The 13,818-nt window shown below is 67.1% G+C and carries 14 protein-coding genes; 5 read left to right on the top strand and 9 right to left on the bottom strand.

Annotated features, from left to right (window positions below):
- Positions 1-186: 186 nt before the first annotated feature.
- Genes ACP15I_RS07360 through ACP15I_RS07345 form a run of 4 tightly spaced genes read right to left on the bottom strand, consistent with a single transcriptional unit; the run spans position 187 to position 3,261 of the window.
- Positions 187-858 carry an alpha/beta hydrolase gene (locus ACP15I_RS07360; RefSeq protein ID WP_424974549.1) on the bottom strand — a complete coding sequence of 224 codons (672 nt, stop codon included), beginning with the start codon at positions 856-858 and terminating at the stop codon, positions 187-189.
- Positions 855-1,487 (bottom strand): DNA-3-methyladenine glycosylase family protein, encoded by a 633-nt coding sequence (locus ACP15I_RS07355; protein WP_424974548.1) that lies wholly within the window; start codon positions 1,485-1,487, stop codon positions 855-857. Before ACP15I_RS07355 ends, ACP15I_RS07360 begins: the two co-directional genes overlap by 4 nt.
- A complete protein-coding gene (locus ACP15I_RS07350; RefSeq protein ID WP_424974547.1) occupies positions 1,469-2,215 on the bottom strand; it encodes a cobalt-precorrin-6A reductase in 747 nt (248 codons plus the stop codon). Before ACP15I_RS07350 ends, ACP15I_RS07355 begins: the two co-directional genes overlap by 19 nt.
- Positions 2,212-3,261, bottom strand: a complete 1,050-nt coding sequence (locus tag ACP15I_RS07345) for a cobalt-precorrin-5B (C(1))-methyltransferase (protein WP_424974546.1) — start codon at positions 3,259-3,261, stop codon at positions 2,212-2,214. The genes ACP15I_RS07350 and ACP15I_RS07345 overlap by 4 nt, the downstream gene beginning before the upstream one ends.
- Positions 3,262-3,358: 97 nt before the next feature.
- Here ACP15I_RS07345 and cobA point away from each other — a divergent pair, with 97 nt between their 5' ends.
- From cobA to ACP15I_RS07330, 3 genes are all read left to right on the top strand, one after another.
- Positions 3,359-4,204, top strand: a complete 846-nt coding sequence (gene cobA / locus ACP15I_RS07340; RefSeq protein ID WP_424974545.1) for a uroporphyrinogen-III C-methyltransferase — start codon at positions 3,359-3,361, stop codon at positions 4,202-4,204.
- Positions 4,201-5,502 (top strand): cobyrinate a,c-diamide synthase, encoded by a 1,302-nt coding sequence (locus tag ACP15I_RS07335; protein WP_424974544.1) that lies wholly within the window; start codon positions 4,201-4,203, stop codon positions 5,500-5,502. Before cobA ends, ACP15I_RS07335 begins: the two co-directional genes overlap by 4 nt.
- Positions 5,503-5,573: 71 nt before the next feature.
- On the top strand, positions 5,574-6,800 hold the full coding sequence (locus ACP15I_RS07330; protein WP_424974543.1) for an MFS transporter: 1,227 nt from the start codon (positions 5,574-5,576) through the stop codon (positions 6,798-6,800).
- 39 nt (positions 6,801-6,839) lie between these two features.
- Here the strand turns inward: ACP15I_RS07330 and ACP15I_RS07325 are convergent, their stop codons facing one another.
- The 4 genes from ACP15I_RS07325 to ACP15I_RS07310 all read right to left on the bottom strand — a co-directional run bounded on the left by ACP15I_RS07325 (position 6,840) and on the right by ACP15I_RS07310 (position 11,409).
- Entirely contained in the window at positions 6,840-7,610 is a 771-nt protein-coding gene (locus ACP15I_RS07325; protein ID WP_424967635.1) for a squalene/phytoene synthase family protein, read from the bottom strand.
- Entirely contained in the window at positions 7,607-9,247 is a 1,641-nt protein-coding gene (gene cimA / locus ACP15I_RS07320; RefSeq protein ID WP_424974542.1) for a citramalate synthase, read from the bottom strand. Before cimA ends, ACP15I_RS07325 begins: the two co-directional genes overlap by 4 nt.
- Positions 9,244-10,614: a cysteine--tRNA ligase gene (cysS, locus tag ACP15I_RS07315; RefSeq protein WP_424974541.1), complete on the bottom strand. Its 1,371-nt coding sequence runs from the start codon at positions 10,612-10,614 to the stop codon at positions 9,244-9,246. The genes cimA and cysS overlap by 4 nt, the downstream gene beginning before the upstream one ends.
- A 198-nt stretch (positions 10,615-10,812) precedes the next feature.
- The gene (locus ACP15I_RS07310; RefSeq protein WP_424974540.1) at positions 10,813-11,409 is read right to left on the bottom strand and encodes an outer membrane protein; all 597 of its coding nucleotides are present in this window, start codon (positions 11,407-11,409) and stop codon (positions 10,813-10,815) included.
- Positions 11,410-11,704: 295 nt separating this feature from the next.
- Here ACP15I_RS07310 and ACP15I_RS07305 point away from each other — a divergent pair, with 295 nt between their 5' ends.
- On the top strand, positions 11,705-12,460 hold the full coding sequence (locus tag ACP15I_RS07305; protein WP_424974539.1) for an SDR family NAD(P)-dependent oxidoreductase: 756 nt from the start codon (positions 11,705-11,707) through the stop codon (positions 12,458-12,460).
- 51 nt (positions 12,461-12,511) lie between these two features.
- Here ACP15I_RS07305 and msrB read toward each other — a convergent pair whose 3' ends face one another.
- Positions 12,512-12,904, bottom strand: coding sequence for a peptide-methionine (R)-S-oxide reductase MsrB (msrB, locus tag ACP15I_RS07300; protein ID WP_424967630.1), 393 nt, complete (start codon positions 12,902-12,904; stop codon positions 12,512-12,514).
- Positions 12,905-13,027: 123 nt separating this feature from the next.
- Between msrB and ACP15I_RS07295 the strand changes: the two genes are divergently transcribed.
- Complete coding sequence (locus tag ACP15I_RS07295) at positions 13,028-13,786, top strand: GNAT family N-acetyltransferase (protein WP_424974538.1); 759 nt, start codon at positions 13,028-13,030, stop codon at positions 13,784-13,786.
- Positions 13,787-13,818 lie beyond the last annotated feature (32 nt).

The raw sequence follows: 13,818 nt of genomic DNA, 5'->3' as shown, positions 1-13,818 counted from the left end.
CCAGGTTTGGACCAAGGCGGGACACCCCGCCCCGTTCGCTTGCTATCACTATATATGGCGTTCGCCACCTGACAAGCCCCGCAAATACGGTGCTTGCCTGCCAGAGCTACGGGCAGAGTGTGACGCGCGCGTGACGGTGGGCGATGGGCAGGGATGGGGCGGTTGGAGCGGGCGCGAAAACCGGCCTCAGGCGTCCTCCAGCCCGAGCTTGTCGCGCATGAAGGCCAGCGCCACCGACAGACCATCCTGCGCGATCCCGTGGCCCGTCCCCTTGGAGATATGGGCATAGACCTCGAACCCGGCAGAGTTCAGCGCATTGGCCGCCTCCGGCAGGGAGGCCGGCGGCACCATCTCGTCCTGATCCCCGTGGATCAACAGGATCGGCATCTTGACCTTCATCTCGTCCTCGAGCCGCTCCGGCCCGAGCAGACGACCGGAAAAGCCGACGACCCCGGCCACTGCGGTCTCGCGGCGCGGCGCCACATGGAGGCTCATCATCGTGCCCTGCGAAAAGCCCAAAAGCATGAGATTGTCGGGGGTTACACCCTCGTCTTCAAGAACGGAGTCCAGAAACGCGTTCAGGTCTTCAACCGCGCGCTCCATGCTCGTTGCGGCTTCTTCTTCGGAAGAGCCGTCGAGCCAAGGGATCGGGAACCACTGGAACCCCATGGGGTTGTTGACGCAGACCTCCGGCGCGTTAGGCGCGACAAAAGCGGTTTCCGGCATATGCGGCGAGAGCGGATCGGCGAGCCCCAGAAGGTCATTGCCATCAGCGCCATAGCCATGGAGCAGCACAACCACCCGCTTGGCGGTGCCTTGTGCGGGGCCCTTGCGGCCCATGTCCAGAATACGCGTCATCGTATGCCCTCCCGGTTCTTGGCCACATGGTAGTAGGCCCAGAGCCCGCGCGCCGCAACCGCTCGCCATGGCGACCAGGCCGCGGCCATCTCCCGCAGGGCCTTTTCGCTCGGTCGCTCGGGCAGATCAAAGAGCACCCGAGCCGATTCCTGCAAGGCGAGATCGGCGGGCGCAAAGACATCCGCCCGGCCCAGCGAGAACATGGCGTAGATCTCGGCGGTCCAGCGCCCGATTCCCGGCACCTCGACCAGCGTCGCCACCACCTCGTCATCGGGGGCGTCGCGCAGATCGGCAAACCGGATCCTGGCCTCGGCCAGAGCCTTGGCATAGCGGACCTTCTGGCGCGAGAGACCGCAAGCGCGCAGCTCCTCCTCCGTCGCCCAGAGCACCTTGCGGGGCCCCGTGAGCTTTGCGGCCTTGAGCCGGGCCCAGATCGCATTGGCCGCCGCGACAGAGACCTGCTGGCTGACGATGGCCGACAAAAGCGCCGCGAACCCATCCGGCCGCCGTCGCAGGGGCAAGGGCCCGGTCGCGTCAAAGGCCGTGGCAAAGCGCGGTTCGATGTCCACGAGATAAGCGCAGCCCTCGGCGACGCAATCGGGGGTTTCGATCAGGCGTCCGACGGACATGGCAACTCCTCTACCCAAGTCAGTGCCTGCGCCACCGTGCTCACCTGCGGCAGGTCCGACAGGTCGGGCCGGTCGATCATGACAACCCGGATCCCCAGCGCGCGCGCGGCGTCGAGCTTGCTGCGACTGGCCGCACCGCCCGCATCCTTGACCACCAGAAGCGTCACGCCCAACCGCTTGAACAGAGCGATCTCCTCGGTCTCGGGAAAGGGCGGACGACCCACAAGGAACTCCCCCTTGGGGAAGGGAAACGCGCCCTCGGGCGGGTCGATCTGCCGGCACCAACACCAGGCCGCGCGCATCCGCGCGAATTCCGGTAGGGTCTGCCGCCCGGTGGCAAGAAACACGCGATCTGTCGGGCCCGGGACCCGCGCCGCCGCGGCGGTGTCCGGCACACGGATCCAGTCATCCTCCGGGGCAGGCTGCCAGCCCGGGCGCCGCAGCATGAGATAGGGCAGACCCGCGCGGGCCGCGACCGCCGCACTGCGCCGCGACATCTCGGCCGCGAAGGGATGGGTGGCGTCGAGTACCGCGTCCGTCCCGGTCCCGGCCAGATGGCGCGCGAAACCTTCGGCCCCTCCAAACCCTCCGATCCGTGTGCGCACCCCGTCAAGCTCCGGCGCGCGGGTGCGCCCGGCCAGAGAAAGCGTCAGATCCACCTGCCCCGCCAGCTGGCGCGCCAGATCGCGCGCCTCGCTCGTGCCTCCCAGAAGCATGAGCCGCGTCATCCCGCCCGGCCCCAGATCTGGCCCTTGCGGTCGATCACCACGGTATCCACCGCGATCTCGGGCCCGACCATCTGACACAGCCGCGCCCGGGCCGTCTCGGCCACATGGGCGGCCAGAGGCGCCCCGGCGATCTCCAGTGCTTCGAGCGCCGTGTTGCACCCGGCAAGACGCGGATCATCCATCGCTGCGGCCAGCGCGCCGAGATCCACCTGCGAGCGCTTGGAATGCAGATCGACCGCGCCTTGGGCCAGCTTGCTCATCTTGCCGATGCCGCCCCCGACCGTGAGGCGCGGGACCGGGTGCTTGCGCAGGTATTTCGTCATCCCGCCGACAAAATCACCCATATCGAGCATCGCGTGATCCGGCAGGGAATGGAGCGTCTGCACCGTCGCCTCCGACGTGGCCCCCGTGGTGCCCGCCACATGGCCGAGCCCCTCGGCCCGCGCCACATCGATCCCGCGATGGATCGAGGCGATCCAGGCCGCGCAGGAGAAGGGACGCACCACGCCGGTCGTCCCGAGGATCGACAGCCCGCCCTGGATCCCCAGGCGCGGGTTCCAGGTCTTGGCGGCCAGCTCCACCCCGCCGGGGATCGAAATCGTGATCTCGACATCCGGGGCGCGGGTTCGTTCCGCCGCCAGCGCGGTGACGACCTCGGTCATCATGGATCGGGGCACAGGGTTGATCGCAGGCTCGCCCACCGCGATGGGCAGCCCGGCCTTGGTCACATGGCCAACCCCCTCTCCGGCGGCGAAGCGCACGCCGCCCGCAGAGGCCCGCACCCGCGCGATCACCAGCGCCCCATGGGTAACATCCGGATCATCGCCCGCATCCTTGGTGATCCCGACCTCGGTCCAGTCCGCGCCCCGCGCCCGATGGGCCAGCGGAAAGACCGGCTGCTCGCCCTTGGGCAGCGTGATCTGAACCTCGTCCGGAAACGCCCCATCCCACAGCGCCACAAGCGCGGCCTTGGTGGCGGCCGTGGCGCAGGCCCCGGTCGTCCAGCCACGGCGCAGTGTCTGCTCAGGATCGGGCATGCGTGTCATCGGCGCGACTATACGCCCCCCGCCGGGCTGCGCAAACAGGCTCTGTTGCGTCGCTTGGCCTCTTTGCGGTTTGGAATTGCCCTGCCATAACAGCGCCATGAGCGACTCTCTTTTCCACGATCTTCCCGCAATGGAGCCCGGCTGGGTCTGGCTCTGCGGTGCTGGCCCCGGCGATCCGGGGCTTTTGACCCTGCACGCGGTCAATGCCCTGCGCCAGGCGGATGTGATCGTCTATGACGCGCTGGTGGATGATCGCGTCCTGAGCTGGGCCAATCCGCAGGCCGAAAAGATCTATGCGGGCAAGCGCGGGGGCAAACCCTCGGCCAAGCAGCGGGACATCTCGCTCCGGCTGGTGGCGCTGGCGCGCGAAGGGCGGCGTGTGCTGCGCCTCAAGGGCGGCGACCCTTTCGTGTTTGGCCGTGGCGGTGAAGAGGCCCAGAGCCTTGTGCAGCACGGCATCCCGATCCGGATCATCCCCGGCATCTCCGCCGGGATCGGCGGGCTAGCCTATGCGGGCGTGCCGGTGACCCATCGCGACGTGAACCAATCCGTGACCTTCGTGACCGGCCACGACCAGAGCGGCGCGACCCCCTCGACCCTCGACTGGGAAGGGATCGCTCGGGGCAGTCAGGTCATCGTGATCTACATGGGCATGAAGCACATCGCGCGGATCTCGGCGGCACTGATCGCGGGCGGGCGCGCGGTTGAAGAACCCGTGGCCGTGGTGACATCGGCGGCGACCGAGCATCAGCAGGTGCTCGAGACGACACTGGGCCGCGTGGCCGAGGATATCGCCGAAAGCGGTCTGACGCCGCCGGCGATCATCTGTGTCGGGCGCGCGGTGCTGATGCGGCAGGTGCTCGATTGGCAGGCCATGGCCGCCGGAGCCGTCGCACGGGATCTCGACCCGCTGGGCCGGGGACGCCCGGCCGAAGCCGGATGAGCGCAGATCCGGGGCGCGGGCTGATCCTCGCGGCTCCGGGCTCGGGCGCGGGCAAGACCACGGTCACACTGGGTCTACTCGCGGCTCTCACCGCGCGTGGCATGGCCGTGCGTGGGGCGAAATCCGGTCCCGATTACATCGATCCGCAGTTTCATGCCGCCGCCACGGGCCGGCCTTGTGTCAATCTCGATGCCTGGGCCATGGCGCCGGGGATGATCCGCGATCTCGCCGCCGGTCCCGGCACCCTGATCATCGAAGGAGCCATGGGTCTCTTTGATGGGGCCGCCGATGGCAGCGGCGCGGGGCGCGGATCCTGCGCGGATCTCGCGCGACAGCTGAGCCTGCCCGTGGTGCTGGTGGTGGATGCTGCGCGCATGGCGCACTCCATCGCGCCGCTGGTCGCGGGCTTTGCCGGGCACGACCCGCAGGTGCGCATCGCGGGCGTGATCCTCAACAAGGTCGGCTCGCCCCGCCATGAGACGCTGCTGCGCGCCGCACTCGCGCCGCTTGGGATCCCCGTGCACGGCGCAGTGCATCGGGACACGGCCCTCGGGACCCCGTCGCGCCATCTCGGACTGGTTCAGGCCGAAGAACGTCACGATCTGCGCGCCTTTCTCGACCGTGCCGGCACACTTGCCGCAAAGGCCGTGGATCTCGACGCGTTGATCGGGTTGGCCGAACCCCTGCCCCTGCCCGCCCCGAACCGGGCCTCGCATATCCCGCCCCTCGGTCAACGGATCGCCGTCGCGCGGGACGCGGCCTTTGCCTTTGCCTATCCGCATCTGCTGGCCGCCTGGCGCGATGCCGGGGCCGCGCTGAGCGTTTTCTCACCGCTGGACGACGCGCCGATCCCGGAGGGGGTCGACGCGGTCTTTTTGCCCGGCGGCTACCCGGAGCTCCATGGCGGTCGCCTCGCGGCTGCCGCGCGTTTTCTCGACAGCCTGCGCGCCGCAGCCCAGGCCGGGACGCGGATCTATGGAGAATGCGGCGGCTACATGGTCCTGGGCGATGGGCTTGTGGATGCCGATGGCACGCGCCACGCCATGGCAGGGCTGCTGCGGCTGGAGACCTCTTTTGCGGCGCGCAAGCTGCATCTGGGCTACCGGCAGCTTGCCCCGCTTGGTGCCGGGTTCGCGGGGCCGCTCACGGGCCATGAATTCCACTATGCCAGCACCCTCAGGGCCGAGGGCGATCCGCTCTTTACCGCGCGGGATGCGGCGGGCGCGGATCTGCCTGCGATGGGCTTGCGGGCGGGTTCGGTGGCAGGCAGCTTCGCCCATCTCATCGCCCCGGCATGACCGCGCCCCGACGCCAGAGCGCGACCGAAAGGCCGCTTCCCCCGCCCCGCCCAACCGGATAGCACTGCCCCATGACCATGCTGACCGAGACCGCCCCGATGGATGACGCCCGCGCCAAGCGCAATGTGGCGGTCCTTGTGGCGGCCCAGGCCTTTCTCGGCAGCCAGATCACGATGATCTTCGTCATCGGCGGGCTGGCCGGACAGATGCTGACCCCGCATCCCTGCCTTGCGACCCTGCCGATCTCGCTGATCGTGTTCGGATCCATGGCCACGGCGCCCTGGCTGTCCGCGGTGATGCAGCGCTTCGGACGTCGGACAGGCTTCGTCATCGGCGCCCTTGGCGGCGCGCTCGGCAGCATCATCGGGGCAATGGGCCTGGCCACGGGCAATTTCTGGATCTTCCTGCTCGGGTCGTTCCTGACGGGCAGCTATATGAGCGCGCAGGGCTTCTATCGCTTCGCGGCGGCGGATACGGCGAGCGAGGGGTTCCGGCCCAAGGCGATCTCCTATGTGATGGCGGGCGGGCTGGTCTCGGCCCTGATCGGGCCGCAGCTGGTGAAGGTGACAACCGATCTCTTCGTGGTGCCGTTTCTGGGCACGTATCTGGTGGCGCTGGCGATCAACCTGATCGGGATCGGGCTGTTCTTCTTTCTCGACATCCCGAAACCCGCCCCGGCCAAGAAGGGCCCCGAGGGCGGGCGGACCCGACGCGAGATGCTGCGCGATCCGGTGATCGTGACCGCGATCATCTGTGCCATGGTGGCCTATGCGCTGATGAACCTCGTGATGACCTCGACCCCGCTGGCGGTGGTGGGCTGCGGCTTTACCACCGGGAATGCGGCGGATGTGGTCAGCCTGCACGTGATCGCCATGTTCGCGCCGAGCTTTTTCACCGGCCATCTGATCAACCGGTTCGGCGTCGAGAAAATCGTGGCCACGGGCCTTCTGATCCTTGGCGCGGGCGGGGCCGTGGCGCTGTCGGGCGTGGCGCTGGGGAATTTCTTTGTCGCGCTGGCGCTGTTGGGCGTGGGCTGGAACTTTGGCTTCATCGGGGCGACCACCATGCTCGCCTCGGCCCATAGCGCGGGAGAGCGCGGGCGGATCCAGGGCCTGAATGACGCGATCGTCTTTGGCTGCGTGACCATGGCCTCGCTGGCCTCGGGCGGGCTGATGAACTGCTCGGGCGGCGATGTGGTCGCGGGCTGGACCGCCGTGAACCTTGCCATGGCACCCCTTCTGGCGCTGGCGGGCGGCGCGCTGATCTGGCTGGTGCTGAAGCCGAAACCGGCGATCTGAGGCACAACAGGCCGGGGGCGACAGCCGCCGGCCATGGGCCTACCAGCGCCCCGTGCTGCTGATCCAGGCCAGACGCGCGCGCTTGCCGAACTCCGACCCGCCCAAGGCCCCTGCGGCCACATCCTCGGGATGCGCTGCAGCCTGTTGCAGGACAGGTTCAGCCTGCCATCCGGCCAGAAGCGCGGGCAGCGCCGCTTTGGGCACGGAACCGCGCGCCTTGCGCGCCTCTGCCAGACGCGCCAGCCCCGCCCGCGCCAGATCGGCCACGGCCGCGCTCCGCCCATCCACGAGGGGGATGCGGTTGCGCGCCTCAAGCTCCGGCACCGCCTGCAGGTACCGCGCAAGCGCCGCCGCCCAGCCTTGTGCGCGCAAGGGCGCTTCGGCCTCGGGCCCCGCGCCCAGCAGCCGCCCGAGGGTCCAGACCAGCCCCGCGCCCGTATCCTCCAGATAGGTGCTCAGGGCCGCGTCATCCTCGAACGGGTCGCGATAGATCTCCCAGCGGCGCGCCACGATCAAGCGATCCAGCACCTCTGTTGCCTCCGCATCCAGCACGTCGCTCAGCGGCGCGACCACCTCATGGGCGCGCGGCTCGGCCCCCTGCCCGATCTCTTCGAGCGTGTCACGCCACCATTGCAGGCGCATCTCGGCGATCATCGCCTCCTCGGTCACCCAAGGGGCGCGGCTCACTTCGAGATTGAAGGCATAGACCGGAAACAGCACCGCCCGCGCGGCCACGGGCGCGGCCATGGTGGCGAGAAACCGGTCCGGGTCCCCCCGCTCTACCAGCGCGGCACATGCGTTGAGCGTCATTCGGCGGCCAGCGCCTGCGCGGTCGCGCCGTCCCGGATCAGCTTCCACTGAATCGCCTCGACCAAGGCCTCGAAGCTCGCATCCACGATGTTGGCGGACACCCCGACCGTGGACCAGCGCCGCCCCTGCCCGTCCTCGCTGTCGATCAGGACGCGGGTCACGGCCTCGGTGCCGCCATTGGTAATCCGCACCTTGAAATCCACCAGCTTCAGATCCTCGATGAAGCGCGTATAGGGGCCCAGATCCTTGCCGAGCGCCTTGGCCAGCGCATTCACCGGACCACGATCGCAGCCGGTCTCATCCATGGATTCCGACACAGACAGCATCTTCTGATCGCCGATCTTCAGAACCACCACCGCCTCGGACAGGCTGACCATCTCGTTATACTTGTTCTTGCGCCGCTCCACCGTCACCCGGTAGCGCTTGACCTCGAAAAACTCCGGCAGCCCCTCCAGATGGCGCCGCGCCAGCAGCTCGAAGCTGGCCTGCGCACTGTCAAAGGCATAGCCCAGATCCTCGCGCCGCTTCACCTCGTCCAGAAGCGCGCCGAGCCTTGGGTCGCCCTTGGCGATCTCGATCCCCGCATCCGCCAGCCGCTTGCGCAGGTTGGACTGCCCGGCCTGGTTCGACATGGGGATGACGCGCGCATTGCCCACGGCCTCGGGCGCGATATGCTCATAGGTGCTCGGATCCTTCAGGATCGCCGAGGCGTGCAGCCCGGCCTTATGGGCAAAGGCCGAGGCGCCCACATAGGGCGCGCTCTTGGTCGGCACCCGGTTGAGGATGTCATCGAGCGTGCGCGACACCCGGACCAGATCGGTAAGCGCGTCCTCGGTCACAGCGGTCTCGAACCGGCTGCGATACGGTTCTTTCAGCAAGAGCGTCGGGATCAGCGTGACCAGATTGGCATTGCCGCAGCGCTCTCCAAGCCCGTTCAGCGTGCCCTGGATCTGACGCGCGCCCGCATCGATGGCCGCCAGAGAATTGGCCACCGCATTGCCCGTGTCGTTATGGGTATGGATGCCCAGATGGTCCCCTGGCACGCCGCTTGCAATCACCGCCGCCGTGATCTCACCGATCTCCGCCGGCAGCCGCCCGCCATTGGTATCGCACAGCACGACCCAGCGCGCCCCGGCCTCCAGCGCGGCATGGAGCGTTTCCAGCGCGTAGTCCGGATTGGCCAGATAGCCGTCAAAGAAATGCTCCGCGTCAAACAGCGCCTCCCGCCCCTGGGCGCGGATATGCGCGACCGAGCGGCGGATGTTTTCGGTGTTCTCGGCCAGTTCGATGCCGAGCGCCCGGGTCACGTGGTACTCGTGGGATTTGCCCACGAGACAGACCGAGGGCGTGCCCGCATTCAGAACGGCGGCCAGCACATCGTCATTCTCCGCCGAGAACCCGGCGCGTTTGGTCATGCCAAAGGCGGCAAAGCGCGCATGATCAAAGGCGGGTCTGGTGGCGAAAAACTCCGAATCCGTCGGATTCGCACCGGGCCAGCCGCCTTCGATATAGTCGATCCCCAGCATGTCGAGCGCCGTCGCGATCTGCTGCTTCTCGGCGGTGGAGAATTGCACCCCTTGCGTCTGCTGCCCGTCGCGCAAGGTGGTATCGTAGAGGAAAAGCCGCTCGCCTGTCATGCCAACGCCTCCAGCTTGGCAGCATCGAAATCGGGTCCGGGGACCAGCTCGACCCCGGCCTTGCTCATGCGCACCTCGACCCCGGCCGCCACAAGCGCGGATTTGAGGCGGTCGACTTCCGCGAAATCCTTGCTCGCCATGGCGGCCTCACGTGCCGCTGCCAATCCCGCGGCATGGGCCGACAGATCGACCTGAGGCGCCGCGGCCCAGCCGCCCATCTCGTCGGTCAGAAGCCCCATCAGCTGCGCCGAGACCAGCAATCCGGGCAGGTCCCCGTCCCGGTACAGCTGGTGCAGGCCCGCAATGGCACCCGGCGTGTTAAGATCATCCGCCAGCGCCGCCATGACGGACGGGGACGCGGCGGGCGCGGGCTCGATGCCTGCAACCGCCGCGCGCCATTTCCGCAGAACGCCGGTCGCCTCATCGCGCTTGGCGGCGGTCCAATCCATGGGCTTGGAGTAATGGGTCCCGAGAAACACGAGTCGGATCACCTCGCCCGGCACCCCCTCGTCAAACAGATCCCGCACGGTGAAGAAATTGCCCAGAGACTTGGACATCTTCTTGCCCTCGACCTGCAGCATCTCGTTATGCATCCAGACCTTCGCAAATTCCCCCTCGGGATGGGCGCAGCAGCTCTGGGCGATCTCGTTTTCATGATGCGGGAACTGCAGGTCATTGCCGCCCCCGTGGATATCGAAGCTTTCCCCCAAAAGCTCCCGGCTCATGGCCGAGCATTCGATATGCCAGCCGGGCCGCCCCCGTCCCCAAGGGCTGTCCCAACCGGGCGTGGCCGCATCGGAGGGCTTCCACAGCACGAAATCCATCGGATCGCGCTTGTACGGTGCCACCTCGACCCGCGCGCCCGCGATCATGTCATCCACCGAGCGCCCCGAAAGGGCGCCATAGGCCGCGTAGCTGCGCACATCGAACAGAACATGCCCCTCGGCGGCATAGGCATGCCCGCCCGCAATCAGTGTCTCGATCATCGACACCATCTGCGGGATGTATTGGGTTGCGCGGGGAATATGGGTCGGTGCCAAAGTGCCCAGAGCTTCCATGTCGTCGAGATACCACTGGCTGGTCTCGTCGGTGATCTCCTTGATAGACCGACCGGTCTCGGCGGCGCGCGCGTTGATCTTGTCCTCTACATCTGTGATGTTTCGGACATAGGTCACATGCCCGGGCCCGTAGACCACGCGCAACACCCGGAATAGCATGTCAAACACCACCGCCGGACGGGCATTGCCCAGATGGGCGCGGTCGTAAACGGTCGGCCCACAGACATACATCCGCACATTGTTCGGATCGAGCGGGACAAACGCCTCTTTCCGGCGCGTCTTGGTATTGGTCAGTTGCAGAGCCGTCACGATTGCTGCCTTCCTTCCCCACAGGGCTGTCCGGGCATGGCCCGGTTGCGAGGGCTTTAGCAACTCCGCACTCCGGTTGGAATAGAGGACCGGGCTCAAGATGCGGGCAAGAGGGCCCCCGGGGTCGTCCGACACGGAAAACGGGCCCCGAGGGGCCCGCTCCTTGCAGCACACCGGAGGAGAAACAGCCTCCCGGTTTCAGAACCGGAAGGACAAGCGCGCCTGCAATGTCGTGGCGTCCACGTCGACACCGGAGCCATCGAAATCGTCAAACTCGTGGTAGAGAAGCTCGCCGCCCAGGGTCCAGGCTTCGGTGATCGGATAATCCACGCCCGCACCGATGAAATAGCCATCATCGCTGCCGAGATTGTCGGTCCCCGCCCGGGCATACCCGCCGGTCGCATAGATCAGGGCCGGCCCCGCCTCGACACCGGCGCGCAGTTTCAGGCGCAACACATCCTCGAGCGTTGCGGCACTGCCGAGATCGATATCGGCGATGTCGTAATCGAGCCCGGCGCCCAGCACATAGGACCCGAAATCATAGTCATAGCCGAGGATCAAACCGCCAATCGCGCCGTCCCCGTCCACGCCGGATGCCGAGCTGTCCACATCGCCATAGCCAAGCTGCACACCGCCATAAAAGCCGGTCCAGTCCGCCCCGGCGGGCACGATCACCGGCGGTGCGGGCGGTGGTGCGATCACCGGATCTTCCAAACTGCCTGCGAGGACGGGCGCGCTGCCCATGCCAATCACCAGAGCGCCGATCAGCGCGGGCGATGAATACTGCGGTTTCATGCAAGTCTCCTTTGCCTCTCCGGGTCCTTGTGCCCGGTCTGTCTGTCGAGCTAGGCAGGCCCGCGGCCCGATCCAAGATGCGTCAGAAGATCGTGACCGGATCGGCTGCTTCCGGCTGAGCATCGCAGAAATAACGGCGCTTTTTCAGCGGCTTCCCGCCGATACCCTCACGCGCCGTTCACGTTTTGCGGCGCTGTGTGACCCGCGGTTGATCGCGGGTGGCGCCTGACGGGGCTGGACAGGGACGTGCAGATCGGGAATGAATTGAACAAGCGTTCATATCCCGGAGGACCCCATGGACATTCAAGATCACAAAGTGCTTGTCACCGGCGGCGCCTCGGGCCTCGGAGAGGCCACGGCGCGCCATCTCTGCGCCCAGGGGGCCGCGGTGGCCGTGCTCGACCGGGATGCCGCGCGGGGCCACCAACTTGCGGCAGAGACCGGTGCAGTCTTCGTCGAGGTCGATGTCAGCGATGAGGACAGCGCCGCCGCCGCCGTGACCGCGGCAAGCGCCGCGCTTGGGGGACTGAGCGCCTGTGTGACCTGCGCGGGGATCGCGACCAGTGTGAAGACCATCGGACGGGACGGGCCGCATCCGCTGGAGGCGTTTCAGCGCACGATCGACATCAACCTTGTGGGAACCTTCAACATCGCACGTCTGGCGGCGGCGGAGATGGCGCGCAATGCGCCCGATGAAGACGGGGCGCGCGGCGTGATCGTCACGACAGCCTCGATTGCGGCCTTCGATGGCCAGAAGGGTCAGGCGGCCTATGCGGCATCCAAGGCCGGAGTGGCCGGGCTGGCCCTGCCCATGGCGCGGGACCTTGCGCGCGAAGGCATCCGCACCATGTCCATTGCGCCGGGGATTTTCCGAACCCCGATGCTGATCGGGCTCGGCGAAGAGGTCATGGATGCGCTGGCCGCCGATGTGACCTTTCCCAAGCGTCTGGGCGACCCGGTGGAGTATGCCCGCCTCGTGGCCTTCATCCTCACCTGTGGCTATCTGAACGGCACGACCATCCGGCTCGACGGCGCGTTGCGCATGCCGTGACCTCGGGGCCATGGCGCCGGACATATATGCCCGGCGCGGACCCGCGCGGTGTCAGTCCTCGGGCTCGAAGGTCAGGGCCACGCCATTGATGCAATAGCGCAGCCCGGTGGGCTGCGGCCCGTCCGGGAAAACATGGCCCAGATGGGCTTCGCAGCGATTGCAATGCACCTCGGTCCGGGTCATGAACCAGCTCTTGTCGATGCTCTCGCCCACCATATCGCCGTCCAGCGGCTGGTAGAACGAGGGCCATCCGGTCCCGCTTTCGAACTTGTGGGACTGGTCGAACAGGGGTGCCTCGCAGCACACGCAGCGATAGGTGCCCGGATCCTTGGGAAAGTCCTCGTGGGTCCCGGCCCGCTCCGTTCCGTGCTTGCGCGTCACCTTGTAGGCCAGATCACTGAGCTGATTGCGCCACTCTTCTTCGCTTTTCACGACTTTTTCCATCGGTCCTCCTGCGGGGTCATCATGGGGTCACGTCGCGGGGCCAAACCTGCGCGCAACCGGGATTGAAGGTTACGCCCATAGATATACTCTGGACCGCGACCGCCAAGGCCCCACGAGGTGACGATGTTGCGATTGACCAAAGGCCGCTATGCCGCGCGCCATGCCGAGACCGAGGCCGAGATCGCGGCCTGTCAGCGGTTGCGGCATCTGAGTTTCGTGGATGGCACCGGGGCGGCGGCGCGCAAGGACGGTCGCGATTGTGACGCGTTCGATGCGGCCTGCAGCCATATCATGGTCGAGGAGGTCGCGACGGGCACTCTCGTCTGCTGTTTTCGGATCCTGCCCCTGGCCCATGGGGCGGATATCGCGCGCAGCTACTCCGCGCAGTTCTATGAGCTCTCGGCGCTGGAAAGCTTCGAGGGACCGATCATCGAGCTGGGCCGGTTCTGCATCCACCCGGACCATACGGATCCCGATATCCTGCGGATCGCCTGGGCCGCGCTGACCGCCTATGTGGATGCCCATGATGTGAAGCTTCTCTTTGGCTGCTCTTCCTTCCAAGGAACCGACAGCGCGCGCTACCGGGATGCCTTTGCCCTGCTGACCGAAAAGCATCTTGCCCCGCCGCGCTGGCTGCCCCGGGTGAAGGCGCCGCGTGTCTTTCCCTTTGCCACGGGTCTTGCGCGGGTCAAGCCGGACCTCAAACGCGCGATGCAGGCCATGCCACCGCTCTTGCGGACCTATCTGTTGATGGGGGGCTGGGTCAGCGATCATGCAGTGGTCGATCGGGACCTCAACACGTTGCATGTTTTCACGGGGCTGGAGATCGGCGCGATCCCCCCGGCCCGGGCCCGCCTGCTGCGGGCGACGACGACCGCCTGAGCGAAGGACGGCGCGCGCCCAGTGAGATCCGA

Origin of the sequence: Dinoroseobacter sp. S124A (assembly GCF_049801015.1) — a bacterium.
In the GTDB taxonomy this organism is placed as follows: Bacteria; Pseudomonadota; Alphaproteobacteria; order Rhodobacterales; family Rhodobacteraceae; genus Dinoroseobacter.
This window is presented reverse-complemented; position numbering and strand designations above follow the sequence as displayed.

Excerpts from the sequence above, each read along its gene's own strand:
- ACP15I_RS07310 (WP_424974540.1), bottom strand. The coding sequence starts at position 11,409 with ATGAAACCGCAGTATTCATCGCCCGCGCTGATCGGCGCTCTGGTGATT.
- ACP15I_RS07350 (WP_424974547.1), bottom strand. The coding sequence starts at position 2,215 with ATGACGCGGCTCATGCTTCTGGGAGGCACGAGCGAGGCGCGCGATCTG.
- ACP15I_RS07305 (WP_424974539.1), top strand. The coding sequence starts at position 11,705 with ATGGACATTCAAGATCACAAAGTGCTTGTCACCGGCGGCGCCTCGGGC.
- ACP15I_RS07335 (WP_424974544.1), top strand. The coding sequence starts at position 4,201 with ATGAGCGCAGATCCGGGGCGCGGGCTGATCCTCGCGGCTCCGGGCTCG.
- ACP15I_RS07345 (WP_424974546.1), bottom strand. The coding sequence starts at position 3,261 with ATGACACGCATGCCCGATCCTGAGCAGACACTGCGCCGTGGCTGGACG.
- ACP15I_RS07360 (WP_424974549.1), bottom strand. The coding sequence starts at position 858 with ATGACGCGTATTCTGGACATGGGCCGCAAGGGCCCCGCACAAGGCACC.
- ACP15I_RS07325 (WP_424967635.1), bottom strand. The coding sequence starts at position 7,610 with ATGACGCTCAACGCATGTGCCGCGCTGGTAGAGCGGGGGGACCCGGAC.
- ACP15I_RS07355 (WP_424974548.1), bottom strand. The coding sequence starts at position 1,487 with ATGTCCGTCGGACGCCTGATCGAAACCCCCGATTGCGTCGCCGAGGGC.
- msrB (WP_424967630.1), bottom strand. The coding sequence starts at position 12,904 with ATGGAAAAAGTCGTGAAAAGCGAAGAAGAGTGGCGCAATCAGCTCAGT.
- ACP15I_RS07330 (WP_424974543.1), top strand. The coding sequence starts at position 5,574 with ATGACCATGCTGACCGAGACCGCCCCGATGGATGACGCCCGCGCCAAG.
- ACP15I_RS07295 (WP_424974538.1), top strand. The coding sequence starts at position 13,028 with ATGTTGCGATTGACCAAAGGCCGCTATGCCGCGCGCCATGCCGAGACC.
- cimA (WP_424974542.1), bottom strand. The coding sequence starts at position 9,247 with ATGACAGGCGAGCGGCTTTTCCTCTACGATACCACCTTGCGCGACGGG.
- cobA (WP_424974545.1), top strand. The coding sequence starts at position 3,359 with ATGAGCGACTCTCTTTTCCACGATCTTCCCGCAATGGAGCCCGGCTGG.